General features: G+C 64.4%; 21 protein-coding genes. 6 read left to right on the top strand and 15 right to left on the bottom strand.

The features are described from left to right. Positions 1 to 16 precede the first annotated feature (16 nt). Positions 17 to 3,034, top strand: a complete 3,018-nt coding sequence (mmpL3, locus tag AC5Y5C_RS02245) for a trehalose monomycolate exporter MmpL3 (RefSeq protein ID WP_499968628.1) — start codon at positions 17 to 19, stop codon at positions 3,032 to 3,034. A 99-nt stretch (positions 3,035 to 3,133) separates the two neighbouring features. Here the strand turns inward: mmpL3 and AC5Y5C_RS02240 are convergent, their stop codons facing one another. The 14 genes from AC5Y5C_RS02240 to AC5Y5C_RS02175 form a co-directional block, all read right to left on the bottom strand. Further along, positions 3,134 to 5,017: a DUF2339 domain-containing protein gene (locus AC5Y5C_RS02240; protein WP_499968626.1), complete on the bottom strand. Its 1,884-nt coding sequence runs from the start codon at positions 5,015 to 5,017 to the stop codon at positions 3,134 to 3,136. A gap of 51 nt (positions 5,018 to 5,068) precedes the next feature. After that, the gene (locus tag AC5Y5C_RS02235) at positions 5,069 to 5,728 is read right to left on the bottom strand and encodes a TetR/AcrR family transcriptional regulator (RefSeq protein ID WP_499968624.1); all 660 of its coding nucleotides are present in this window, start codon (positions 5,726 to 5,728) and stop codon (positions 5,069 to 5,071) included. Between the two features lie 26 nt (positions 5,729 to 5,754). Then, a complete protein-coding gene (locus tag AC5Y5C_RS02230) occupies positions 5,755 to 7,005 on the bottom strand; it encodes an MlaD family protein (protein WP_499968623.1) in 1,251 nt (416 codons plus the stop codon). Next, entirely contained in the window at positions 7,002 to 8,207 is a 1,206-nt protein-coding gene (locus AC5Y5C_RS02225) for an MlaD family protein (protein WP_499968621.1), read from the bottom strand. Before AC5Y5C_RS02225 ends, AC5Y5C_RS02230 begins: the two co-directional genes overlap by 4 nt. Continuing rightward, complete coding sequence (locus AC5Y5C_RS02220) at positions 8,207 to 9,334, bottom strand: MCE family protein (protein WP_499968619.1); 1,128 nt, start codon at positions 9,332 to 9,334, stop codon at positions 8,207 to 8,209. Before AC5Y5C_RS02220 ends, AC5Y5C_RS02225 begins: the two co-directional genes overlap by 1 nt. Next, positions 9,331 to 10,377 carry an MlaD family protein gene (locus AC5Y5C_RS02215; protein WP_499968617.1) on the bottom strand — a complete coding sequence of 349 codons (1,047 nt, stop codon included), beginning with the start codon at positions 10,375 to 10,377 and terminating at the stop codon, positions 9,331 to 9,333. The genes AC5Y5C_RS02220 and AC5Y5C_RS02215 overlap by 4 nt, the downstream gene beginning before the upstream one ends. Beyond that, on the bottom strand, positions 10,370 to 11,428 hold the full coding sequence (locus tag AC5Y5C_RS02210; RefSeq protein WP_499968616.1) for an MlaD family protein: 1,059 nt from the start codon (positions 11,426 to 11,428) through the stop codon (positions 10,370 to 10,372). Before AC5Y5C_RS02210 ends, AC5Y5C_RS02215 begins: the two co-directional genes overlap by 8 nt. Next, positions 11,425 to 12,924 (bottom strand): MlaD family protein, encoded by a 1,500-nt coding sequence (locus AC5Y5C_RS02205; RefSeq protein ID WP_499968614.1) that lies wholly within the window; start codon positions 12,922 to 12,924, stop codon positions 11,425 to 11,427. The genes AC5Y5C_RS02210 and AC5Y5C_RS02205 overlap by 4 nt, the downstream gene beginning before the upstream one ends. Continuing rightward, complete coding sequence (locus tag AC5Y5C_RS02200; protein WP_499968612.1) at positions 12,925 to 13,782, bottom strand: MlaE family ABC transporter permease; 858 nt, start codon at positions 13,780 to 13,782, stop codon at positions 12,925 to 12,927. Position 13,783: 1 nt separating this feature from the next. Then, complete coding sequence (locus AC5Y5C_RS02195) at positions 13,784 to 14,641, bottom strand: MlaE family ABC transporter permease (protein WP_499968610.1); 858 nt, start codon at positions 14,639 to 14,641, stop codon at positions 13,784 to 13,786. Between the two features lie 451 nt (positions 14,642 to 15,092). After that, positions 15,093 to 15,725: a response regulator gene (locus AC5Y5C_RS02190; protein WP_499969302.1), complete on the bottom strand. Its 633-nt coding sequence runs from the start codon at positions 15,723 to 15,725 to the stop codon at positions 15,093 to 15,095. Between the two features lie 41 nt (positions 15,726 to 15,766). Beyond that, a complete protein-coding gene (gene macS / locus AC5Y5C_RS02185; protein WP_499968609.1) occupies positions 15,767 to 16,942 on the bottom strand; it encodes a MacS family sensor histidine kinase in 1,176 nt (391 codons plus the stop codon). Between the two features lie 42 nt (positions 16,943 to 16,984). After that, a complete protein-coding gene (locus AC5Y5C_RS02180) occupies positions 16,985 to 18,184 on the bottom strand; it encodes an AI-2E family transporter (protein ID WP_499968608.1) in 1,200 nt (399 codons plus the stop codon). Between the two features lie 42 nt (positions 18,185 to 18,226). Continuing rightward, positions 18,227 to 19,105 (bottom strand): alpha/beta fold hydrolase, encoded by an 879-nt coding sequence (locus AC5Y5C_RS02175; RefSeq protein WP_499968606.1) that lies wholly within the window; start codon positions 19,103 to 19,105, stop codon positions 18,227 to 18,229. Positions 19,106 to 19,247: 142 nt separating this feature from the next. Here AC5Y5C_RS02175 and AC5Y5C_RS02170 point away from each other — a divergent pair, with 142 nt between their 5' ends. The 5 genes from AC5Y5C_RS02170 to AC5Y5C_RS02150 all read left to right on the top strand — a co-directional run bounded on the left by AC5Y5C_RS02170 (position 19,248) and on the right by AC5Y5C_RS02150 (position 23,249). Further along, positions 19,248 to 20,771, top strand: a complete 1,524-nt coding sequence (locus AC5Y5C_RS02170) for an adenylate/guanylate cyclase domain-containing protein (RefSeq protein ID WP_499968604.1) — start codon at positions 19,248 to 19,250, stop codon at positions 20,769 to 20,771. Positions 20,772 to 20,843: 72 nt separating this feature from the next. Further along, entirely contained in the window at positions 20,844 to 22,007 is a 1,164-nt protein-coding gene (locus tag AC5Y5C_RS02165) for a lysylphosphatidylglycerol synthase transmembrane domain-containing protein (protein WP_499969300.1), read from the top strand. Between the two features lie 55 nt (positions 22,008 to 22,062). After that, entirely contained in the window at positions 22,063 to 22,614 is a 552-nt protein-coding gene (locus AC5Y5C_RS02160) for a YceI family protein (RefSeq protein WP_499968602.1), read from the top strand. Positions 22,615 to 22,644: 30 nt separating this feature from the next. Then, entirely contained in the window at positions 22,645 to 23,046 is a 402-nt protein-coding gene (locus AC5Y5C_RS02155) for a DUF3054 domain-containing protein (RefSeq protein WP_499968600.1), read from the top strand. Between the two features lie 77 nt (positions 23,047 to 23,123). Further along, on the top strand, positions 23,124 to 23,249 hold the full coding sequence (locus AC5Y5C_RS02150; protein WP_499968598.1) for a hypothetical protein: 126 nt from the start codon (positions 23,124 to 23,126) through the stop codon (positions 23,247 to 23,249). 83 nt (positions 23,250 to 23,332) lie between these two features. Here AC5Y5C_RS02150 and AC5Y5C_RS02145 read toward each other — a convergent pair whose 3' ends face one another. Then, positions 23,333 to 24,091 carry a hemophore-related protein gene (locus tag AC5Y5C_RS02145; RefSeq protein ID WP_499968597.1) on the bottom strand — a complete coding sequence of 253 codons (759 nt, stop codon included), beginning with the start codon at positions 24,089 to 24,091 and terminating at the stop codon, positions 23,333 to 23,335. Between the last annotated feature and the right edge of the window lie 258 nt (positions 24,092 to 24,349).

Genomic DNA, 24,349 nt, shown 5'->3' with positions numbered 1-24,349 from the left:
CTAGTTAGGAGATTCTGTGTTCGCCTGGTGGGGCCGAATGGTGTACCGGTATCGGTTCATCGTCGTTGCCGCGTTCGTCACGGTCTGCCTGGGTTCCGGGCTGTTCGGGATAACGCTCGGCGACCATGTGACGCAGAGCGGCTTCTTCGCCGACAACAGCGAGTCCGTGAAGGCCTCCGTGATGGCCGACGACGCGCTGGGACGTGACCGAACCACCCACGTCGTCGCCGTCATCGCAGCCCCCGAGGGCAAGACCGTCGACGATCCCGCCTTCCAGAAGAAGGTCATCGACCACTTCGACCAGCTTCAAAAGGACAACCCCGACGAGGTCTACGGCTGGGCCGGCTGGTTACGCGCCCCCACCACCACAGACCCCACGGTCAAGCGGATGGTCACCGACGACCGTAAGCACACGTTCGTCTCGGTCAGCCTCAAGGGCGACGATGACGACACCATCCTCAACAACTACAAGGCCCTGTCGAATCCGGACAAGGACGACGACCCCGCGAAGAACAAGTTCCTGCTCGACGGCGTCGACATCCAGCTGGCCGGCCTGCAGCCGGTCGCCAGCGAGCTGACCGGAACCATCGGCACGGACCAGCAGCGCATGGAGGTCCTGTCGCTGCCCATCATGGCCGTCGTGCTGTTCTTCGTCTTCGGTGGTGTGATCGCCGCCGGTCTGCCCTTGATGGTGGGCGGCCTGACCATCGCCGGCGCGCTCGGGATCATGCGAATGATCACGCTGTTCGCCCCGGTGCACTTCTTCGCCCAGCCGGTGGTCACGCTCATCGGCCTGGGTATCGCCATCGACTACTCACTATTTATCGTCAGCCGCTTCCGCGAGGAAATCGCCGAGGGGTACGACACCGAAACCGCGGTCCGTCGCACCGTCATCACCTCGGGTCGCACCGTCATGTTCTCGGCGACCCTGATTGCGGCCGCTCTGATGCCGATGCTGATCGTGCCTCAGCAGTTCCTGAGGTCGCTGACGTACGCCGGTATCGCCTCGGTGCTGCTCGCCGCGATTCTGGCTGTCACCGTGCTGCCCGCGTGCCTGGGTGTTCTGGGGCGGCATGTCGACGCCTTGAGTATCAAGCGGTTCAGCCGGACCAAGTCGCGCGAGGAACTCGAGAACGGATTCTGGGGCCGCACCGTGGTCTTCGTGATGAAGCGGCCGCTGACATTCGCGGTGCCGATCGTCATCGTGATGCTGCTGCTGATCGTCCCGTTAGGCAATCTCAAACTCGGCGGTTTCAGCGAAAAGTATTTGCCTCCAACTAATTCCGTTCGCATGGCACAAGAGGACTTCGACAAGCTTTTCCCGGGCTTCCGCACCGAGACCATCACCATCGTCACCAAGGGCGCCACTGACTCGCAGCTCAACCAGATTCGGGCCGATGCGATGAAGGTTCCGGGATTCGTCGAGCCCGGCGCGGACAAGACCCAGATGTGGCAGCGCCGTCAGTCCGTCAAAACCGACGGCGATGCCAGCGTCAAGGTCATCCAGAACGCGCTGATCAACCGCGACACCGCCGGGGCGAAGGTCAAAGAGCTTCGGGCGATGCCCGTCCCCAAGGGCGTCACCATGTATGTCGGTGGCACGCCCGCACTCGAGCAAGACTCGATCGATACCGTTTTCGAAAAACTGCCCATCGTGATCGTGATTTTGATCAGCGTCACCACGATCCTGATGTTCCTGGCATTCGGCTCGCTGGTGTTGCCCATCAAGGCGGCCGTCATGAGCGCCCTCGGTCTGGGTTCCACCATGGGCATCCTGACCTGGATATTCGTTGACGGTCACTTCTCCACGTGGCTGAACTTCACCCCGACACCGCTCACAGCGCCGGTCATCGTGCTGATCATCGTCGTCATCTACGGCCTGTCCAGCGACTACGAAGTGTTCCTGATGTCCCGCATGATCGAGGCGCGGCACCAGGGGCTCTCCACCACAGAGGCCGTGCGCGTGGGTACCGCCAACACCGGGCGCATCATCACCGCGGCCGCGTTGATTCTGATCGTGGTGGCCGGTGGCTTCGCCTTCTCTGATCTGGTGATGATGAAGTATCTGGCCTTCGGTCTCATCGCCGCGCTGATCCTCGACGCCACCGTGGTCCGCATGCTGCTCATCCCGGCGGTCATGAAGCTGCTCGGCGACGACTGCTGGTGGGCACCGGCCTGGATGAAGCGCGTCCAGGTCAAGCTCGGGCTCGGTGAAGTCACCCTTCCCGACGAGCGCAAGCGTCCGACCGGCCGCGAACAGGCCATCGCGGCGGCAACCTCTCCGGTCGGGTCCAACGCGCGCACCACGAAGCTGCAGATCGCCTCCGAGCGCACCCGGCTGCCCTCCACACCCACACCGCGCCAACACGATCCATCGGCTCCGGCACGGCCCACCCCGACTCCCCCTGCGCCCCCGACCACACCTGTCAGCCTGGCGGGCAATGCCGGCAGCGACGCGCCCGCGACGACGCGGATGTCGGTGCCCGGTAAGAACGTTGCGCCGACCGAAGCACCCACGACACGCGTGCCCGGCGGAAACCCCGCCGGCCCGGATGCTCCGACCACCCGCACGAGCGTCGCCGGCACGCACCGACCGGACCGCCGCAATGCCGACAGAGAGATCGAGTCGTGGCTCGGCGAGCTGCGCGGCCCTAAGCAGCCCGGCTCCGGCCCGGCTGCCGAATCGGGAGATGCGACCACCGCGATTCCCGTCTCCAAGCCCGAGTCCAAGCCGCAACCGGCACAGCCGGACCGCGCCAATGGCACACCCGGTGAAGACGCGACGACGGCGCTGCCGATCGCCACACCGGATGTCACGCGGCAGGGTCCACCCCGGGCTCCACGTCCCCCTCAGTCGCCTCAGCCCGCTCCACCAGCCACGGATGCGACGGAAGCTCTGCCGGCACCTGGGCAGAACCGTGATCAAAAGCGCACGCCGCAGCAACAGCAGGAAGCGGACGAGGCTACTCGGCGTAGCCGCGGCGGCAGCGTCAGTGCCCAGGATCTGTTGCGCCGCGAGGGACGCCGCATTTAGCGGTGCCCCACCTCCCCGTCCCTCGCCGAGTCTGAATCTGGCGACGGTTTTACGGTGATTTGCGTCGTGAGATTCAGATTCGATGAGTAACGAGGGCGGCTACTTGACGGGCGCCCCGGTTGCGGGTGACTCGGCGCGCGTTGCGTACTCGCGGGCGTACAGCGTGCCGCCCCCCAGTAACAGCAGGCCGGTGACGATGAATGCTCCGATCCGGGCAATGCCGTCGAGGGTGGCCAGGTCGAAGAGGAAAAGCTTGGCCACGGCCATCGCTGCGAGCACGAATCCTGTTCTGGTGACCCAGCTCTGGTCCCGGTAACGCCGCAGACCGGCGAGCAGCAGCGTCACGGATACCGCCATCCAGGACACTGTCGCCAGGCCGTGACCCAGCAGAAACCCGTCGTTGTCACCGAGCAGCGCGGTACCGGAGAGCACAATCGCCGCGGTCCCCGAGTACAGCATCGACACTCCGGCCAGCACACCACGCACGGGAGCGGACTGCGGGCTCGCCCAGCCAACCCGATGCGTGGCCGCCATCACCATACCGACCGTGGCCGCACTCAGCACGCTCGCCACGATCAGCAACGGACCGGCCGCGTGTACGGCGCTGGCCGAGCTGGCCAGTAGCTTCGGGGGCACATACGCGATGTACGCCATACCGCCCAGCGCACCGAACACCTGCCCGAGCACCAGCGAAATACGCCCTTGCACTTGGTATCCGATGGTGGCGAAGGACAGGGCCAGCGTCAGCAGCACCACCGCGAGCAGAGCCTCCCGGGTGCCCTCCACCGAAGCCTGCAGTAGCGCCAGCCCCGCCGTCGCGGCCATGGTGATCCGCGCGTGCGCCGGAAGAGCATCCACCAGCAGCAGCACCGCCCCCATCACCGCGGCGATCCCGACGGGTACCAGCACGCCCAGCGGCCACACGGGGAAGAACAGGGCGCTGTAGAGACCGGGCATGCACGCAATGGCAATCATCGCCGACGAAGTGAGGTCGCCCCGGCCGGCATGATCGCCGGTCAGCAGCCATAGCGACCCCATCAGGGTGACCAGCAGCGTCAGCACCGCCATGACGAGCAAGGCGTGCGGCTGTCCCTCGCCCGCCGTGGTACGAAGTGCGGCCAGTACCGTCAGGCTGACGCCCACGGTCCGGAAAGCGTGCAGCGCAGGCCAGTTCCGGCCAATCTGAGCGGGCAGGCTCGCGATCAACAACACCAGCGCGAAGGCTGCCAGTTCGACAGTGAACCCATCGGTGAGAAACGGCGCCAGCACCGTGATCGCGCCGACCACACCTGCCGCGAAAGGCTGCGAATTCCACTGCCGCGCCAGCACCAGGCCGGCGCCGGCGATGGCCAGCCCGAGGAACAATCCCACCACCACGGGAATCTTGTCGTAGATCACCGTGGGAGCCAGTACATCGAAGAAGGCGGCCGCGAATCCTGTTGCTGCAGTGGCGATACCACCGATCCTGCCACCAGGCCTGGACTGTACCCGAACCCCCAGGCCAACCAGACCTGCGGCAAGGACGGCACCGGACGCCAGGCGCGGGATCGGACCGAAGTACCCACTCTTGGCAGCCAGCACCAGGAGCATGATCACGCCGGCCAGTGTCACCACCGCACCCGCGAAGGCCATCGCCTTGCTGGCGAATCCTTCGCGCATCCAGAACGGCTCGCGTCCGGGAGGTGTTGCCGCGGGGGCATTCGGTGCCTGAGTCATCACCGGTATCCGGGTGGGCGGTATGGGGGCCGCCGTAGGCACGGCCAGCGGCGCGGCACCCTGGGTACGTCGGTATTCGTCCCAATACTGCTGCGCCTTAAGGTATTCAGCCTGGGTCCACTCGACCATCCGGCCACGCAGCGCATCGACCTCGGCACGCAGCGCACGCTCACGCCCGTCGAGGTCGTCCAGCGTCGCGGTCATCTGCTGCAACTGTGGATCTGTCATGCCTCTTAGCGTGGCGTCCACGGGATCCGAGGTGAACACGTAGACCTACCGCCGCACATAGGGGTTTCTCACGGCACTAGGTAGGCCTACTCACCACCGCCCGTCCGCGCCAGCGTCTGGCGCTTCGGACGCGACATGTCCCAGATACGCGGCGTACAGGGTTCGGGATGCGAAGGATTCCTGCTCGCCCCACGGTAGATGTGGCCTCGTCACCAGCAGTGAGGCCACCCCGTGCGTGGTCGCCCAGAACTGTAGGGCCGGTTCCAGGGTATTGCCAGGCGGGAACCGCTCTTCGTCGACGAGTTCTTGCACGACGCCCCGCAGGTGCAAAAATGCTGAGCTGCTGAGTATTTCGTCCGATTTATTACCGATCCGCGGTGGGCCCGCAGTCGCAAGCCGGTACATCAGTGGGTTCTGCGCCGCGAACCGCACGTAGGCCAGGCCGAGTGCGTGCAGCCGCCCGAGCGCCGTGGAGATGTTGGACGTCGCCCGCTGCAGCGCCTCACCGAGCTGTTCGAAGTATCTTGAGCACAGTGCGTCCGCCAACTCGTCGGTACTTGAAAAGTGCCGATAAAAGGACGGTGCGGTAATGCCCAGTGCACGCGTCAATTCACGGGCCGACGGGGCGCGGGCTTCGCCCGACCTGAGAACGAGATCCATCGCGGTGTCGATGATCTGCTGCCGCAGCTGCCACCCCTGTCCCCGGGGCAAGCGCTTCCGTGGTGCGGCTGCGTTGTTCTCGTCGACCATCTGTCACTCCAACCGCATATCTCGGATCAGCGCGGGGGTTCTATCGGCAATGTCGGCCCGCCTTGCGGAGTCGGGACGGTGAACCTCCCCTTGGGAGTGGGATCGGTTCGCTTCCCGAGATCGGCGCCCGGTGGCGGGCCGGCCGTGTCGTCGCCTGCGGGGCGCGGCGCATTCTTGGCACCGCGGATCAACACCGCCGGATCATCGCTGACGCAATGGGTGTACAGCGGAGGCTCAGGAAAATCGGCGGTGGACGGCGGAACTCGCGGAGTGCCGTAGTCGCAGGCATATCGCGGATACAGATCGGCGGTTGCCCACACGCCGTTGTCGCGCATGGTGTCGGCGATCGCGCCGAACGTCGATCCGCGGTAATCGGGGAAGAACGCATTGATGGCCGGTGTACGTACGTAGAGCATCTGCGAAGCCGACGCCAGGCTGGCGAGCAGAGTGACCATGGTGTCGGAATTGTCGGCGAACAAGCCGTCGACAGCACCCAGTGTCCGCGGGGTCTGATCCACCAGGGTGCGGTAACCATTCTGCATCTTGTCGACCCCCCGCAGGGTGCGACCCAGCGCGTCGGTAGTGGCCTTGATGCCCGAATTCTTGTCCGCCGCCAAAGTCAGCACCACCCGGCTCGTCTTGAGGAGACTGGTGGTCTCCGGCAGCACCGAGTCCAATGTGCTGAGGAGGAAGGTGCCGCCGTCGATGATGTCGGTGAGCTTGCGCGGTCCCTCCTTGCTCAGGCTCAGCTCCTTTTTGATCAGCTCAAGCTTCTTGGGGTCCACCTGCGCCAACAACCCGTCAGCATCGGCGAGGAGCTTGGCCAGCGTCATCGGCACCTGCACGCCCTCGGCAATCACACTGCCGTCCTTGAGAAATGGGCCTTGTTGACCCGGCAGCCCCTCGAAGTTGAGGTACTGCTCACCGGCGGCGGAGAGCCCGGTCACCCGAACCTTCGCCGCGGCCGGGATGACGTACTTCGACTGGATCTCGGCGATAGCCTCGACCCCCTGCTGGGTGATCGCCAACGACTGCACCGTGCCGATCTTCACCCCGCGCAAGGCCACATCCTGACGGGGCAGCAAGCCTCCCGACTCCGGCAGTTTCACCGTGACCCGGTAGGTGGATGCAAAGGGGTTGGTCCGCAATGCACCCGCGAACAGATAGACCACCGCCACAATCAACGTCAACGCCAGCGCCACCCCCGACAGCACTGCCTTCTGGCGATGACCGGCACGCACAGCACCGACCAGAACATTCGCCGCCGCGTTGATCATCGCCCGGCCCCCGGCGCGGCTGCAGTCGGCGGCACGGTCTCGATGACGCCGGGTTCGGTGGGGCTGGGACGCACCGGAACGTCTTGGCCGTACGCGCCCTTACCCACGACGCGCTCCTGCAGTCGCCACAGCGTGTACTTGAGCGATCCTGCCAGCTGCGCCCAGTTGTAGCGCTTGGGCCCATGTATGCCGATATCGGCGAGGGATCCCGCATCGGGTATCGAACCAAGTACCAGCTGGTCGAGGCTCGCGTGCAGCGACAGTGAGTTTCCTGCGGTTGCCTTGATGGCAGTGGGCAGAATCCGGTTGAAGGCGGCCAGACTGGTGTCGGGATCCAGTGCCACGTCGTTCCACGCCTTCGAGACGGTGTTCGCATCGGCGATGATGCTGCGGCCGCTGGTATCAGTACCTGCGATCGACGGGAACTTTTGCAGCTGACGTGTCGTATCCCCCACGGTGAGCAGTAGATCGGTCAATTGCGCGGTGTTGGCGGCGAGAGTCTCGGTCGCCGGCCCCGCCGCCGTCACGATATCGGTGACAGTCTGATTCTTCGCATCGATCCGGTCGGCCAATTGCGCCGTCTGTGTGAGCGCCTCGGAGATCTGCGCCGAGCGTGAATTCAGAGTGCCCAGTACATGATTGGAGTCCTTGATCAAGTCGCCGAATGCCCGGCCCTGATCGCCAGTCGCCTTACCGAAACCGTTGACAATATTGGTGAGGTTGCGCACCGCGCCTCCATTGGAGGCCAGCGCGGCCGAGCTCAGCACCGACTCCACCGTCGCAGCGGCGGTCGTCGACTCCAGGCCGATGGTGTCGCCGTCCCCGAGTATCGGACCGTCCGAGGGCGCCCCGGCAGGCGGCCGGATTGAGACGAAAACATCACCCAGCGGTGTGGCCGAACGTAATTCGGCGGTGCTGCCTTTAGGCAGCCGAACGCCGTCGAGAATACGCAGCGTGGTGATCGCGGTGTAGTTACTCACATGCATCTCGTCCACCTGCCCCACATCGGCGCCGGCCAGCTTCACCTTCGCACTGTCGGGCAGATTCAGAACATTCAAGAACAGGGCGGTGAGGTGATAGCCGCCGCTGCCTATGCCAGGAGCGGGCAACGGCAGGTCGCCCAGCCCATTGGTGGAGCATCCGCTGAGGATGGTGGCAGTCACCAAAGCTGCCGATGTCAGGAGCCCGGTACGCGTCGCCATTACTTCTGCCCCATCGCCGCGAGTCCGTCCAGCACGTAGGTCAGCCCGAAATCCGGCCCATAATCCTGCAGAGTTCCTGTTCCGCAACCTAATTGGCGCAGGCCCATCATGTTGCAGATTTCCTTGTCCATCTGGCTTTCGAACAGCAACCGATCCGTCATGAACCGGACGCGCAGCCGCTTGTTGTCCTGGTCGACGACGTTGTACATGTTGTCCCACGCCAGCGGTTGGACATCGATCCACTCGGAGATCTCACGCTTGTTGTCCACCACGGCCTTCAGGGCGGTGTTGGAGTTGAGAATCGTTTGTTTGAGGTGACCGCGATTGGCCTCGACGACGTCGCCGGCTTGCCTGACCAGGTCATTGAACCTGCGCCCGGAACTCCCCGTACCCAGCGACTCGTCATCGAGAATCTGGCTCAGTTGCCGGACGGTAGAAGCAAATTCACGCAGCTTGCTGTCATTGGCTGCCGCCGCGTCGAACAGCGAGCTCACATTCTTGATAATGGTGGTCATCTGCTCGCGGGTAGTCACGCCGCCCTCAGAGCTCAGCCGCAGTGCCCTGGATAGCTCGCCGAGCCCGGACTTGATTTTCTCACCGTTACCATCGGCGACTCCGGTGGCAGAGTTGATGACGTCCGCGACGGGGCCCTCTCCTTTGCCGTCTCCCTTGAGGGACAAGGAAAGCCGATCCAGCATGCCCAGCACCCGATCGAATTCCACCGGCGTCTTGGTGTGGTTCAGCCCAATGGTGTCACCGTCGTTCAGCACCGGGCCGCCGCGGTAGGGCGGAGACAGCTCGACTTGACGGTCGGTCAGGATCGACGTCGACAAGGTGACGGCCTGAACGTCGGCAGGCACTTTCACGTTCTTGTCCACAGTGAACTGCACTTCGACGTACCCCGGCTGAGGAGTGATCCTTGTGATCTTTCCTACCGGCATACCGAGAACTGCAACCACATTGGACTCGTATAGCCCGGAGGCACTGTCAAACTGAGCGGTCAGTGTGATGTGGTCGAGCGTCGACTTCACGTAATACGCACCCACGCCGATAACAGCCACGGCCAGTACAACTACTGTGCCGATCACGGCTATCAGCCGATTTCTTCCGTCGCCTTTGGTGATCATTTGCAGTCCTTGAAGTACGGGATCATTCCGAATTGCTTGGCACGACCACTGATTGCGCACATCCACGAGTCGACCAGCAGACCGTTCGTCAGGTTGATATCGATGGCGTTACCGGTGCCCGTCGAGTTGGCGATACCGCGTATCAAGACCGGTGCAATCGGGTAGAGGCTGCGAAGCAGATCGTCGTGTTTACCCAGCATGTCGGAGAGCTCGCGCGCCGTTGTGAGCATCTGGTCGAGCTGCGGCCGGTCCTTGATGACAACCTTGCTGAGCTGCTCGACCAGGTTGGTGAATGCCTGCAACATCGCGTGGAAAGTGTTGCGGCGCGCGACGATTTCTCCAAGAAGGTCTTGACCCTGGTTGACCAGCACGCCGATGCCGGACTGCTGGCGGCGCAGCGTGGTGGTGACCTTTTCGGTGCTCTTGAGCAGGGTGCCGAGTTGGTCACGCCGTTCGGCGATCACCGAGGACAGCGTCTGGATGTTCGCCATGGCCTGCGGAACAATGTCCGGCAGGCCCTGTAGCTGCTTCCCAAGCACGCTGAGCGACCGCGCCACATTGTCGAAATCGACCTGGTCGAAGGTGTCGGTGGCCCCGGCCAGCGCCGCCTGTAGATCATAGGGAACCTCGGTATGTGCGAGATCGATTGTCTTGCCCGGCAGAGTTCCTGCGCCCCTCGGTCGCAGATCCAGGTACCGGGAACCCAGAATGGTCGTCACCCGGATCGAAGCCTTGGTGTCCTTACCCAGCCTGATGTCATCGCGAACACTGAGCCCGGCCTCGACGTGATCGCCGACCAGCTTCATGCTCGTGATGTTCCCGACGGGGATGCCCGCCACGGCAATCGGCTGACCCGTGCGTAGCGACGCGGCCTGTGTGAACTGGGCGGTGTAGCTCGTATAGCCCAGGCCTATCGCCTTGACCAGTAACATGCCGCCCACCAGGGCACCGATCACCGCGATCGCGATGAAGCCCAGCCAGGTCTTGTTATAGGTCTCGACCGGCCGATTCTTGATCCTCTGCCATCTGGATTGATCAGCCATTGGCCATGTTCCTGCATCGCGGCGTGTACTGGGCCACGTTTCCGGGCGTCGCCGCGTTGACGATGATCGGTATCACGTCGTTCAGGCCGGGGAAGAAGCCGGTGAGGTTCAGATCGCACATGTAGACGTTGATGAACGCTCCCTCGGAGTAGAAGCGCGACAGCCCTTTCAGCACGATCGGCAGGTTGTCCCCTAGGAACGCGTACTGAGGTTCAATGCTCACCACGTGCTTGCCGAATCCAGGCTCGCGGGTGATGAGCTCGTCGAGCGAGGGGTAGACCTCGTCGGTGATCTTGGACAGACGTCGTGTGGTCTGTGCCAGCGACCCTACCGAGGACACCAATTCGGGCCGCCGGCGATCCAAGTCCGACACCATCTGCCGCGTCTGGGTGAGCATGGTGTCCAGCCCGTCGTTCTGCTGCGCGAGGTTGCCCGTCACGGCATTCAAGCTGGTAATCACGTTGCCCAGCGCCTGATCGCGGCCGGCGAATGTCTTTGTCAATAAGGAGGTTTGATTCACCAGGGTGACAATCGAGGCGTTGTCCCCCTGCAGGGACGCAATGACGCCCTTGGTCAGGTTATCGGCCTGCTCCGGAGATAGCGTGCTGAACAACGGCTCGTAGCCGTTGAGCAATGTCGTCACATCGAAGGACGGGTCGGTGCGCTCCACCGGAATTGTCGCGCCCGCGGACAGAATATTGGTGTCACCGGATTTACCCAGCGACAGGCCAAGATAGCGCTGACCGACGATGTTCTGGTAGGTCACCGATGCGACCGTGTTGCCGTACAGCTTCTGGTCATTCTGGACCACAAAGTCCACCCGGGCCTGCTCGTTGTCAACCAACTCGATCTTTTCGACGCGGCCCACCCGTACCCCGGCCATTCGCACATCGTCACCATCGCGCAAGCCATAGACGTCGGTGAACACCGCAGAATACGCTGTGGTGCTGCCCGATACGTCACGACGCAGCGTGGCGTATACCAGCCAGCCCAGTGCCATGGCCACGGTCATGAAGACCACCAGTGCGATCAACGGACCACGGAACTTCACCGCGACACCTCCTTAACGAACGACACGGCACTGCCGCGGGCCACCGGGCCGAGAAGAAGTTGCGTGGCGGGGGTCGCCGGGCCACCGGCGATGACACCGAGGAGGTCCCGTTCACGTTTGCTGCCAACGGGTCCCACGTTTCCGCCAAATGAGGCGGGCGCCGCCGGCGGCGGTTCTGCGTCATCGGGATCGGAGGTGCCGGGCACGCGGGGCGCCGGCGCGGGCTGCCACCACGGCAGCGGCGGGTTGGGGTCGGCCAGGTTCGGGCCGCCCGGAGGAACCACGACCGGCGGCGCCACCGCGACAAGATTTCCGTTGGGGCCTACCACCGTTCCAGTCGGCGGTGCCAGATCCGCGGGCGGCTTGTAGTTCTGCGGGAGCAGTGTCTCGGGGAGATCTGGGCGCACCACCTGTTCGGGGGCGGTGAAGCAGCTCGGCCCCTTCACCTCGCCATAACGCGGGCAGTCGGCGCGGGTGTAGGTGTAGCTGGGGGCCAGTGTCACGTCGATGGGCATGTTGGGGACGTCCCGATCTGCCATCCACATGTGCTCAAACCAGTTGCGGGACAGCTTGTTCATGTTGCGGAAAATCGGTACAAACTTGTCGGCGTTCTTGGCGAAAACGCCGATCGGTGGGGTGAGTCCGGTGGTGATGCCGATGAGCTGATCGGTGTGGTTTTCAAAGGCCTGCTTAGTGGTGCCCACGGTGCTCAGCCCAGCGTGAACCAGGCTCGTCAATTGTTCGCGCTTCTCGGCGAGGGTCTGCATCGGCCGCACCGCCTGATGCAGTGAATCCAGCAGTTCGGGAGCGGTCTGTTTGAGACCTTCGGTCGCCTCGAGAAGTGCCGAGACCGTCGAGGGTCCCGTGTCGGTCGCTACGATCGCATTCAGCTCGGCAATGAGCCGGTTCAGCTGAGCGCCACCGTTGAGCAGTTTGACCCTGCGACTGTCGGTGGCCGCCCCCACTGCCGCCAGGATGCCCACCGAATTGTCCTCGCGTCCACGACCGGTCGCATTGAGAACATCCCGCAACTTGCTCACCGTGGTCTGGAACAGCACCGTGGGCAGCTCCTGGTCCTCGGCGATGTGTGCGCCACCGCGAATGGGGGCACCGGGCCCGCGGTCCACCAGCTGCACCGAGGACACCGCGAACACATTGCTCGGCACCACACGGGCTGTCGCGGTCGCGGAGATTGACTTCGCGTACTGCGGTTTGAGGTTGATGTGCACGAAGTTCGGTTTGTTGCCCGTCGCCGGTGTCACGTCCTCGACCTCGCCGACGAGCACACCGCGGTACTTCACATCCGACTTCTGTGGCAGTCCGTCGCCGACATTCGTCAGTTCGGCGACAACACGCACGTAATCATCCAGCCTGCCTGCGGACTTCAACAGCATGGCCCCGGTGAAGGCGACGATCGCGGCGAGGGTGACGACGGACGCCAACAGAAGCTGGTTATCGGAGGGGCCGCGCCCGTCTACCTCGAAGGAATTTGGCATCTAACCACCCAGCCTGGCGCCCGCGTCGACGCTCCACAGCGCCATCGTCAGCAGCATGTTCACCATCACCACTACGGTGATGGCCGCGCGCATGGCATGTCCGGCAGCAATTCCCACGCCCTCGGGACCACCGCTGGCGTAGAAGCCGTAATAGCACTGGACCGTCGAGGCGATCCACACGAAGACCACCGTCTTGATGATCGAGTACACGATGTCGATACCGCTGACACCGATACCGAAGTAGTGCAGGTACGACCCCACCGAGCCGCCACTGAGGATGCCCACCATGACCTGGCAGGACATGTAGCTGATCGCCAGGCAGGCCAGATACAGCGGGATCACCGCGACAATCGCCGCCATAAGCCGGGTGGTCACCAAGAACGGGATCGGCCTAATAGCAACCGAATCCATGGCGTCGATCTCCTCGGCGATGCGCATCGAACCCAGTTGCGCGGTGAACCGGCAGCCCGCCTGCATCGCGAATGCCAGGGACGCCATGATCGGCGCCAGCTCTCGGGTGCTGGCCAACGAGCTGATGATGCCGGTGGCGGGCCCGAGTCCGAGAAGGTCCAGGAAGTTGTACGACTCGATAGCCACCAGGGCGCCCGCGGTGACACCCAGGACCAAGGCCACTCCCGCAGTTCCACCGCCGACAACCAATGATCCATTACCCCAAGCGATATCGGACAGGTGCCGCAGGAACTCCCTGGGGTACTGCCGCAGCACCACCGGGATGCCGCCAAGGGCTCGGAAGAAGAAGGCCACCATATGGCCGAACCGCGTCAGTGGCCGGCGAATCCTGTTGTAGACAAGTATGAATGGGCGGCGCCCTGGGGCAAGATAGCTGGATACGGTCATATCACAGGCCCGTCCGCGGGAACATCATGATGTACAGCTGGCTGATGGCGACATTCACGACCATCAACAACAAGATCGATTCGACCACCGCGGCGTTCACGGAGTTCGCGACACCGATGGGCCCCCCCTTGGTGGACAAGCCCTTCTGACACGACACCACCGCCACGATGGCCCCGTAGATAATCGCCTTCAAAACCGCCAAGACCATATCGCCGGGCGTCGCGAAGGAGGCGAAGGTCGACACGAAACTGCCGGGTGCACCACCCTGCCAGTAGACGTTGAACAGATAGGCGCCAAGGAATCCGACGAAGCACACCACACATGTCAGCGCCACGGCGATCATGATCGCCGCCGCGAATCGGGGCACCACGAGTCGCCGGATCACCGAGACGCCCATGACCTCCATGGCGTCGGTTTCTTCGCGCATGGTGCGAGAACCCAGATCCGCGGTGATCGCCGAGCCCACGGCCGAGGCCATCAACACCGCAGCCACCAGCGAGGCGGCCTGGCGGATGATCGCGATACCGCTGGCCGCACCGGCCAACGAGGTGGCGCCCACTTGGCCTGCCAGCAAGGCGAATTGGATCGATAGTGTGACACCGATGGGCAGCGTCACCAGGATGACCGGCACTACGGCAGTCGATGCCTGGAAGGCGCCCTGCCTGACGAACTCCTGCCACTGAAACTGACCGGTGAACAGGTCGATAAAGAACCATTGAATGGTGCGGACACCGAGCATGAACTGCTCGCCGACCGTGCTGAGAGACTCAAGGGGGTGGCGCTTGACGTAGCCGGTGGCCCAATCCTCGATCGCCGCGACACCGTCTTCGGTCGCGACGTTTCCATCAAGTGCGGTCACGACGTACCCGGACACAGCGCACAACGCATTCCAGACTCCTCATTGATTCCGGCATTCGCTGGCGCGCCGTGGGCTGCGATGCCAGTGAGCGTTGACGATAAATGATCAATCGTTAATTGAATAGTCGGTCATATCCTAAATCACACCGATCGGTATACTGTGCTCTGCGTCACATAAATCCGAAGGTGGCCCCGGATCCACATCGCCCTCCACGGTGAGCGGTCCGAATCATGCGGTAAACAAGGAGTTTTAGTGGGGCGCGTCAACGCGGAGAGTTGACCGTGCCGAACGCAGCCGAGCCTCCCCATTCATCTTCTCAGCGATCACTACACCCGCTGATCCGCTGCTGTAACCATCCAGGCATGGCAGCGACATCGGAATACTCGCCCGCGCCCCAACGCCGCACTGTTTGCCAGATAAGCCCACCGCGAGGCCACACGGGCCGGCGGACCTATTCGTCGAGCCCGTGTTCGATGGCGTACCGGGTAAGTTCCACCCGGTTGCCCAGTTGGAGCTTGCGCAGCGTGGACTGCACATGGTTCTCGACGGTTCGGTGGCTCAGCGAGAGCCGCGTGGCAATCTGCTTGGCGCTCAATCCCTTGGCCACCAGCCGCAGCACCTCGGTTTCCCGCTCGGAGAGCCGTGGCGTGTCATCGGCCTCCGTCGCCGGTGCACTCGACATACGCCGAAACTCCCCGAGCACCAGCCCGGCAAGACCCGGCGTGAACACGGCCTGTCCCTTGGCGGTTGCCTTTACAGCGTCGATGAGCTCGGCGGCAGACGCACTCTTGACCAGGTACCCCGTGGCGCCGGCCTTCACCGCTTCGAGCACATCCTCACGTTCGGCGGAGGCCGACAGCACCAAGATGTGGCTACCCGGAGACACCGCCAGCACCGCTGCGGTGGCTTGCGCGCCATCGCCGTCAGTCAGCTGCATATCCATCAGCACCACATCGGGTTTCACCGTCGCCGCGATCCGGCCGGAGGAGGCGGCCCCGTCCGCGGTGGCCACCACCCGCAGCCCCGCCGCCTGCAGGTCACGGGACACCCCATCGCGCCACATGGGATGGTCGTCGACCACCATCACCGAAATCTGTTCGCCGTCAGTGCTTTCTGGACGTTCGGTCACACCCCCACCTCCTGAGATTTGGGCACCGTGATCTCCCATTCGGTACCCGCTCCGGGCGCTGTCTCCAGCAGGACGGCCCCGCCAAGATCAGCCACCCGGCCCAGAATCGACCGGGACACCCCCATCCGCCCCTCACGTTCGGCCTGATCCAGCCTGCCGTCGGCGATACCGCTGCCGTCATCGCGCACCGTGACGACCACCGAGTCCTCCAGGTCCTCGATGAGCACGTAGGCGTGTGCCTCCTGCCCGGCGTGCAATGCCACATTGGACAGGGCGCTGCGCACTACGGCAGCCAGCTCGCTCGCCATGTGCTGACCGATGAGCACCGGTGAGCCCGGCGCGGACACCGAGACCGCGGTACTGGCTTGAGTGCGCAGGAGCGGGCGCAGATCAACCAATTCGTCATCGGCGAGCATCGTCGGGGCCGCACCCGAAATCAGTTCCCGGAGCGCGACTTCCTGTTCACCGGCGATGGCGGCCAATTCCGCGGTCGGCCCACCGATCTCGGTGCCCCGTCGCTTTACATACGACAACACCTGAAGCACCCCGTCGTGCACTTGCCGTGCGAGCCGTTCACGTTCTATCGCCGCCGCGGCCGCACGTTCCGCACGCCGCAGTTCATGAAAGGTGCGCTTCGCAGTGGTCGACGCGGCGCCGATTGCGAGCCCCACCACCACCAACGCCGGCATGGTGGCGTCGAGCCATAGCGCGCTGACAGGTAGGCCCCGCGCCGCGATGCTGACCGCGGCCAGGACGAACCCGGATACAACACCGGCGAGCTGTCCACGCAGGAGGCCCATGGAGACCACGGCGTTGGCCACCCACAGCGTGGTCGGCAGGGTCTGATGCCCGCTGTACCACTGCACATCAACCACCAGCCGCCCGGCGAGCATCAGCACGATCACAATCACCTGATCGCATAGCACCAACTGCCAGCGACGGAACCAGTTGTGCGACAAAGCCACTGCTGCCAATCCAGTCCATATCGCCATACCGGCATATAGCGCCCAGCTCAGTCCTTGGCGCTCGTAATGGGTGTAGGACGCCAGTTGTGAGGCCAGCAGCGCGTACCCAAAGCTGGCCAATCGGAAGACCTGCGCGGCGCGCCACAGCGATGCCGTCGGATCGTTGCCGCTCACCCAGCGTGGGACGGTTCCGGGCCCGGATGTCACGTTCAATGCTCTTCACCCGACAGGCTCATCGCGGACGCTCCGTCAGTCCTTGGGTGGAGCCGGGCCCAATTCCGGCACGCCGTTGCTTGGACGGGCACCGACCGCCGTGGGCCCGTCGGCCGGCACCATCTCCGGGTCGAGGACCTCCGCTTCCTCTTCTCCCTCAACCAGATACGGATCGTCAGAATCTTCGGGCTCGATGAGGGCCCGGATGGCGGTGTTGAGCACCGCGACCGTTGGCACCGCCAAGAGCGCGCCGATGATCCCCCCCAGCACGCCGCCGGCCGCGATGGACAGCACCACAGCCAGCGCATGGATCTGGACCGCGTGGCCCATGATGAGCGGTTGCAGCACATGGCCTTCCACCTGCATCACCACAATGACGATGACCAAGATCATTGCGGCGGTGAAGGCGCCCTTGGTGATCAGGGCGATGAACACCGCCACAAATCCGGAGATGGCCGCACCGATGATAGGGATGAAGGCTCCCAGGAATACCAGCGAGGCCAGGGGAAGCGCGAGCGGCACACTAAAAGCCGCGAGACCCACGCCGATACCGATGGCGTCGACCAGTGCCACCGCCACGGTGGCCCGCACGTAGCCGATCAGCGAACCGAAGCCCAGCGCGCCGGCGCGACGCACTCGTGGCCGCACCGTCGTCGGGAAGATCCGGGTGACGAACTCCCAGATCTCCTTTCCGCCGTAGAGGAAGAAGATGATGGTGAACAGCGTCAGCACGGCGCCGGTGATGATCTCGGTGACCGTGGTGGCAGTGGCCAGCGCCCCGCTGGTGACCCTGCCCTGGTTGTCCTTGATGGTGTTGACCAGCGCGTCGCCCGCCTTGCCGATCTGCTCCTCGCTGATGTGGAACCGGCTGTGAATCGCCCAGTTTTTGAGCGACTCAATGCTGTTGGTCAGCTGGGCCGACAGGTCTGGGAGACCCTTGATGAACTGGTCCACCACGAAGGTCAGGATCCCGCCGACCGCGGCGCTGCCGGTCAGCAGGACCACGACGACCGCCAATGAGCGCGGAACCCTATGCCGCTGAAGGTAATTGACCGTCGGAACCAGCAGGGCGGAGCCCATCAGGGCGAGCAGCAGCGGGATGGTGATCGTCTTGAGATGCCAGAACAACCACAGAAGGGTGAGCCCGAAGGCGAGCAGCACCAGCAGGCGCCAAGCCCATGCCGCCCCCTTGCGCACATACGGATGAACCGACTCGGCAGCGTCAGCGTGCGTCATGCGCTGAGCCTAACGGCGATGGGCCGCTTACGCGAAGAGCAGCTATCCCTTCGGCGCGGGCTCGGCCAGTACCTCCGTCAGCCACTTCACGACGAGCTCTGGCTGCTCGTCGACGATGAAGTGACCGCAGTTGGGTACCTCCGTGATGTTCAGGTCGTCGGCGTGGTCCTTGAAGCCATCGAGCAGCGACGGGTGCACCGCCACATCGTCGAGCCCGAACAGCACCCGTACCGGCATGGCGAGTTTCTGGTCGTCGTACGGCCCCCGCGCCAAGTTGGCGAATTCCCTGCCGACCATGGACCGGTAGATCTTGGATCCCGCCACCCGACGGTCGCGATCACGGAAACAGCCGCGGAAGAAGTCCACCGAGTCCTTGGGCATTCCGCTGCGGCGGATGAACCACCACAGGGTCGGTGACAGGTGCGATAGCGGCCCGACCACCGGGGCTCCCACCACGAGCTGGTAGGCCAGCTTGTGGGCGTGTCTGGCGACGCGGCCCGGCTCCTGCCATACCGGCGGGATGTTGAGGATGGCCAGCCGCCGGATCCGCGAGGGCGCCTTCAGAGCCACCAGCTGTGCGGTCCAGCCACCCCAATCGTGTCCGACCAGATCAAAGGATTCGAGCCCTAGGGCATCGGCCGCCGCCAGCACATCGGAGGCGAACTGCTCCTTCTCATAGCCCGTCGCGGCGACCTCGCTCCAGCCGGCACCGCGCAGATCCATGGCGTGCACCCGGTATCCGGCGTCGGCCAGGGCCGGAATCACCTTGTGCCACATCCACCAGTTCTCGGGCCAGCCGTGCAACAACACCACGGGTCGTCCATCCTGCGGCCCGGCAACGGCCACGTGGATCTTCACGTCCCCGGCCTGTACGTACTGGTGATCCACGCCTTCGAGAGCGGGCATGCTGCGCTGCGTCATGGACCGCACCCTACCGCGCAGTAGGTTCCGTGGCACGAGCGCAGCCTCCACATATGCATCCGCGATACCAGCAAGAACTGGCATGCTTCGTCTTGGCGGACGAACGAGAGTACAAGTGAAGTAGACCGATCGGAATACCTAGGTGATGGAACGGCTACGCGAATGGTTTCGGGCCATGCATGTGCTGGGCCCCCGGTGGACCGTGTTCGTGGCGTCGATGGTCGGCATCAACTCCGCGACTGTCCTGCTGTTGTTTTACTTCCTGCGTCACTGGATGCCCTTCAAGCAGCCACCGCACGACTGGGTCTTCGAGAACGGCCCGCCCTTGTTCTGGGCGCTCTTCGGCCTCATGGTGGTGACGAGCGTGGGCTGGGCACTGCACATGGAGCATCGCCTCGCCCGCTGGTACTGCCGGGGCGGGCCGCCGACAGCCCTGGAGTTGCGCACCGCGTTGACCGCGCCCCTGCAGCAGTCGCTGGTCCATCTGGGCGGGTGGGCCATCGGCGCCACCGTCTTCATCGCCATCGGCGCCGCCCACGACTCCAAATGGACCCTGGCCACCATCATCGGCTGCCTGCAATCCGCGACCGGCAGCTTCGGTCTTACCTATCTGCTCGGCGAGCGTATCCTGCGGCCTATCGCAGCAAAGGCGCTGAGCGCCAGCGAATTCCACGGTCGATTTGCACCCTCGGTATTCGTGCGTGTCCGGCTCAGCTGGTGGATCGGCACGCTGGCACCAGCGATCGGGATCATCGCCCTATGCGGCATGGCCCTCTGGAAGCCAGACGATTTGACCTCGACTCGCGGGCTTGCCCTCACCGTCCTCCTCATTGTCTCGACCACTCTGGTCGCCAGTTACGGGCTCGCGCTGCTCACCGCCGGACAGTTGGCCGATCCGGTGCGCCAGCTGCGCTCCGCCATCACCGACGTGGCACAGGGCAACTTCGATGCACGCGTCGACGTCTACGACGGCAGCGAACTGGGCGTCCTGCAGGCTGGATTCAATCGGATGATGCAGGTCGGTGAGGAACGCCGTCAGCTGCGCGAGCTGTTCGGTAAACACGTGGGCGCCGATGTGGCCAGCCAGGCGCTGCAGCTAGGCACCAATCTTGGCGGCGAAAATCGTTATGTCGCAGTGTTCTTCGTCGACATGATCGGATCTACCTCAATGGCTGCCGACCGCGCCCCCGAGGAGGTGCTGACGATTCTGAACGACTTCTTCCGCATCGTGGTGGAGGTAGTCGACAGCCGTGGGGGCTTCGTCAACAAATTCGTCGGCGACGAGGCGTTGTCCGTCTTCGGTGCACCGCTGCACCGCCCGGATGCCACCACGGCATGCCTGGCGGCCGCGCGCGAGCTGCGCGACCGGCTCGCCGAGGATTTCCCGCATCCGTTCGAGTTCGCGATCGGGGTGTCGGCGGGTCTTGCCGTCGCCGGGAACGTCGGTGCGCCCGAACGCTACGAATACTCGGTGATCGGTGACCCGGTGAACGAGGCGTCGCGGCTTACCGAGCTGGCGAAACACCGTCCCAGCCGGCTGCTCGCATCCACCAACGCGCTGTATTTCGCCGATCCCGATGAGCAAAAACACTGGGATCACGGCGACTCTGTGCTGCTCCGGGGCCGCACCAGGGCGACACACCTGGCGTGGCCTGCGGGAACCTGAAAGAAGTGGCCCGCCCGCGCCGTTACTGTGGTGCCCGTGCCCGATGACCCCGACCGTATCGCAGGCGGCAATATGCCGCCCGAGCGAAACGGTCCGGGCTCCTGTCCCGACGACCCCGAGGCAGACACCGCCCCACAACCCGTCATCAAGCAGCGGGGAAAGTACTGGTGGTTGCGGTGGGCGATTTTCGTCGTTTTCGCGATCGTGCTGGCGGTGGAGATCCGGTACATCTCGCCGCAGCTGGCGGCGGCCTGGCGCAGCCTGAAGACCGCCAACCTGTGGTGGGTACTGGCGGCAGTCCTGGCCGCCATGGCCTCGATGCACAGCTTCGCGCAGATCCAGCGGACGCTGCTGCGTTCAGCGGGCGTGAAGATACGTCAATGGCGCTCTGAGGCCGCTTTCTACGCCGGAAATGCGTTGAGCACCACCTTGCCCGGCGGCCCCGTGCTCTCGGCCACCTTCATCTATCGGCAGCAGCGGCTATGGGGCGCCACTCCCGTGGTGGCGTCCTGGCAGTTGGTGATGTCCGGGGTGCTACAAGCGGTGGGGCTGGCGATCCTCGGCCTGGGCGGAGCGTTCCTCTTGGGCGCCAAGACCAACCCGTTCTCGCTGATCTTCAGCATCGGCGGATTGTTGGCCATCCTTGTCTTGGCGCAGGCTGTGGCGTCCCGGCCGGAGATGCTCGACGGCATCGGCGTACGGGTCCTGCGCTGGGTCAACGATCTGCGCGGCAAGCCTCCGATGATGGGCGTCGCCCGCTGGCGCGAGATCCTCAAGCAGATGGAAGCGGTGACGCTGACCCGCCGTGCCCTCGGCGAGGCCTTCGGCTGGTCGTTGTTCAACTGGATCGCCGATGTGGCCTGCCTGGCCTTCGCCGCTTATGCGGTGGGTAGCCGGCCCTCCCTGGTCGGCGTCATGGTCGCCTACGCCGCGGCCCGTGCCGCCGGCTCACTCCCGCTGATGCCCGGCGGACTACTGGTGGTCGAGGCCTTTCTGGTTCCCGGCCTGGTGTCCTCGGGGATGACGCTGCCCGACGCGATCTCCGCGATGCTCATCTACCGCGTGGTCAGCTGGATCTTCATATCGGCCATCGGCTGGGTCATCTTCTTCTTCCTCTTCCGAGACGAGAGCCAGATCGACCCCGACGCCACCCCGAGCCCGACCAAAGAGCCCGACCCCGGCGCCAATGCTCGATCCCAAGATTCTCCGAAAAATTCTTCCGATCCTCCGAAATAAAGCGGACCACAGTCCGATTACCATGAATGTCTCACCCCAACTTTGAGGAGCATTCATGACCACCACCGCCCCCGTTCTCGCCGCCGGAACCTGGACCATCGACCCGGTTCACTCGGATATCACCTTCTCCGTACGCCATCTGGGCGTCTCGAAGGTTCGCGGCTCGTTTACCGACTTCAGCGGTGAAATCACCGTCGCCGAAGACGGCACACCCTCGGTATCGGCCACCATCGACGTGGCCTCGGTCAGCACCCGCAACGACCAGCGCGATGGTCACCTGCGCTCGGCGGACTTCTTCGACACCGAGAACCACCCCACCGCCACCTACCGATCCAGCTCGGTCCGTGCCAATCCAGAAACCGGTGGAAACGACTACATCGTCGACGGCGAACTGACCCTGCACGGTGTCACCGAGCCGGTCTCGCTGAACCTCTCGCTGGAGGGCGTCGGTCCCGGAGCGCAGGGCGGCGCCGTCGCGGGCTTTGAGGCCAAGACCGAGGTCAACCGCAACGACTTCGGCGTCGCCGGCGGAGCCGGACTGGTCGGCGAGAAGGTCACGCTGACCTTCAACATCGAAGCCGGTCACCCGGAGGCACCCTCCAACTGATCTCCGCGCGGCACCGGCTACGGTCGGGGAATGCCCAGCGTGCAACAGAATTCGTCACCCAAACCGCCGGTGACATCCGTACTGCTTTCACTCGTACTGGATGTCATCGGCGTCTTGGTCTTCTGCACCATCGGCCGCCGCAGCCATGCCGAGGGCATCACGCTGACCGGCGTGTGGGAGACGGCGTGGCCGTTCCTGTCGGGTGCGGGTATCGGCTGGCTGCTGAGTCGGGGGTGGTCGCACCCGATGTCGGTGACCCGTACCGGCATCGCGGTGTGGGTCTGCACCGTGCTGTTCGGGATGGTCCTGCGCCGGCTGAGCAACCAGGGCGTCGCGTTCAGCTTTGTCATCGTGGCGTCGGTGGTGACTGCCCTGTTCCTGCTGGGCTGGCGGGTTATCGCGACGCGACTCGTCAACACGTCCAGTAGCTAGTCAAGAAATAACGGGCAGCCGTCAGGATCTCGTCAACGCACTTGGATACGCGCCCCGGCCCAGCGCAAGCTGGCTGCATGGAAGGTCTCGCCGCCGTGCTGGTGCCCCTCGCCGGTTATGCCGCAGTACTGCTCTCGGTGCGGTACCTCAACCGTCACGACGATGTCGCCCCGACGGCAGGCTCGGAAGCCCTCACTCACTAGCCCCCAAGCGCCGAGTGCGAGCCTGGCGCGGATATCTCCAGGGAAATCCGCGCCAGACTCGCACTCGATATGCGTAGGTGCCCTCAGACGCGCGGGCCGGGCGCGGGCCCCGTGCCCACCGGGCCGGCCGGAGCCGGAGCGGTGACGGCGGGCGCCGGGCCGGGTGCCGGTCCGGGACCCTGCGGGAAGCTGGCAGCCGGTACCTGGTTCTGGATGGCGGACTGCACCGCCGGGTTCTGCACGAGGGCCTGCGCGGCCGGATTCTGTGCCACCTGCTGGGCCGCCGGGTTCTGCGACAGCGCGGTCAGCAGCGCCGGGTTCACACCCATCGCCGCCGGGTTCAATCCGCCACCGTTAACAACCTGTGCCAGATCCAGCGGCAGACCGCACTTGGTGCGCAGGTCATTCAGCGGTGCGGCGATGCCACCGAGCGAGCCGGCCACATCGGGCCGCGACACCAGGTAACTCTGCGTCTTGGCGGCAATCTGGTCCTGCGGGGCCGCCTTGATCTCGGTGAAGGCCGCGTCGACGTCCGGGTGCTGCTCCAGGTAACCCGCCGCGTTCTGCACCACGTTGCCGACGGTCTTGGTCATCTTGCTGGCCTGGCATCCGTCCGGTGTGGGTGTGGCCGGAGTCACCGTCGCCGCAGCGGGTGCGGCGGCGTTCGGGGCAGGGGCCGGCGCGGCGGGAGCCGCTGGAGCCGGCGCGGGTACCGGGGGGACTGGTTCGGCCCAGGCTATTGGCACGGCAATCGGCGCCAAGGCGCTCATCGCGAGCCCGCCAGCGAGAACACCTGCGCTCAGCAAGCCGTGGGCCGTGCGCCGCGAGGTTGTGGCTGACATGACATTCCTCCTACTTGTTGGGGGGATTACAGCCAAGGTATCGAAATCCGGCGCCATTTCGAAACACGGACGCGCGTAGTCACCAGAAGGTTACCGAGTCTTTATCGTCGGCCAGATTCTGAATTTCACGGTCCTATTTTTCGCCCAAGACAACGTTGCCAGGGAGCGCGAAAAGCACGTCCAGCCACCACTCGTTTTTCGCCAAGGGAGGCTGTTAGTAAACGTGTCATCGCAGGTTGCCGGGATATATGCAGACAG

It is taken from the genome of Mycobacterium sp. NGS15, from assembly GCF_059813245.1.
Note: the sequence above shows the minus strand (reverse complement) of the source record. Positions and strands in the feature narration are given on the sequence as shown.

Bases quoted from the DNA above. Each gene is read 5' to 3' on its own strand.
- AC5Y5C_RS02160 (WP_499968602.1), top strand. From the start codon at position 22,063: ATGACCACCACCGCCCCCGTTCTCGCCGCCGGAACCTGGACCATCGAC.
- AC5Y5C_RS02190 (WP_499969302.1), bottom strand. From the start codon at position 15,725: ATGGTGGTCGACGACCATCCCATGTGGCGCGATGGGGTGTCCCGTGAC.
- AC5Y5C_RS02215 (WP_499968617.1), bottom strand. From the start codon at position 10,377: ATGGCTGATCAATCCAGATGGCAGAGGATCAAGAATCGGCCGGTCGAG.
- AC5Y5C_RS02145 (WP_499968597.1), bottom strand. From the start codon at position 24,091: ATGTCAGCCACAACCTCGCGGCGCACGGCCCACGGCTTGCTGAGCGCA.
- AC5Y5C_RS02235 (WP_499968624.1), bottom strand. From the start codon at position 5,728: ATGGTCGACGAGAACAACGCAGCCGCACCACGGAAGCGCTTGCCCCGG.
- AC5Y5C_RS02155 (WP_499968600.1), top strand. From the start codon at position 22,645: ATGCCCAGCGTGCAACAGAATTCGTCACCCAAACCGCCGGTGACATCC.
- AC5Y5C_RS02165 (WP_499969300.1), top strand. From the start codon at position 20,844: ATGCCGCCCGAGCGAAACGGTCCGGGCTCCTGTCCCGACGACCCCGAG.
- AC5Y5C_RS02175 (WP_499968606.1), bottom strand. From the start codon at position 19,105: ATGACGCAGCGCAGCATGCCCGCTCTCGAAGGCGTGGATCACCAGTAC.
- AC5Y5C_RS02205 (WP_499968614.1), bottom strand. From the start codon at position 12,924: ATGCCAAATTCCTTCGAGGTAGACGGGCGCGGCCCCTCCGATAACCAG.
- AC5Y5C_RS02220 (WP_499968619.1), bottom strand. From the start codon at position 9,334: ATGATCACCAAAGGCGACGGAAGAAATCGGCTGATAGCCGTGATCGGC.
- AC5Y5C_RS02225 (WP_499968621.1), bottom strand. From the start codon at position 8,207: ATGGCGACGCGTACCGGGCTCCTGACATCGGCAGCTTTGGTGACTGCC.
- AC5Y5C_RS02200 (WP_499968612.1), bottom strand. From the start codon at position 13,782: ATGACCGTATCCAGCTATCTTGCCCCAGGGCGCCGCCCATTCATACTT.
- AC5Y5C_RS02230 (WP_499968623.1), bottom strand. From the start codon at position 7,005: ATGATCAACGCGGCGGCGAATGTTCTGGTCGGTGCTGTGCGTGCCGGT.
- AC5Y5C_RS02150 (WP_499968598.1), top strand. From the start codon at position 23,124: ATGGAAGGTCTCGCCGCCGTGCTGGTGCCCCTCGCCGGTTATGCCGCA.
- AC5Y5C_RS02180 (WP_499968608.1), bottom strand. From the start codon at position 18,184: ATGACGCACGCTGACGCTGCCGAGTCGGTTCATCCGTATGTGCGCAAG.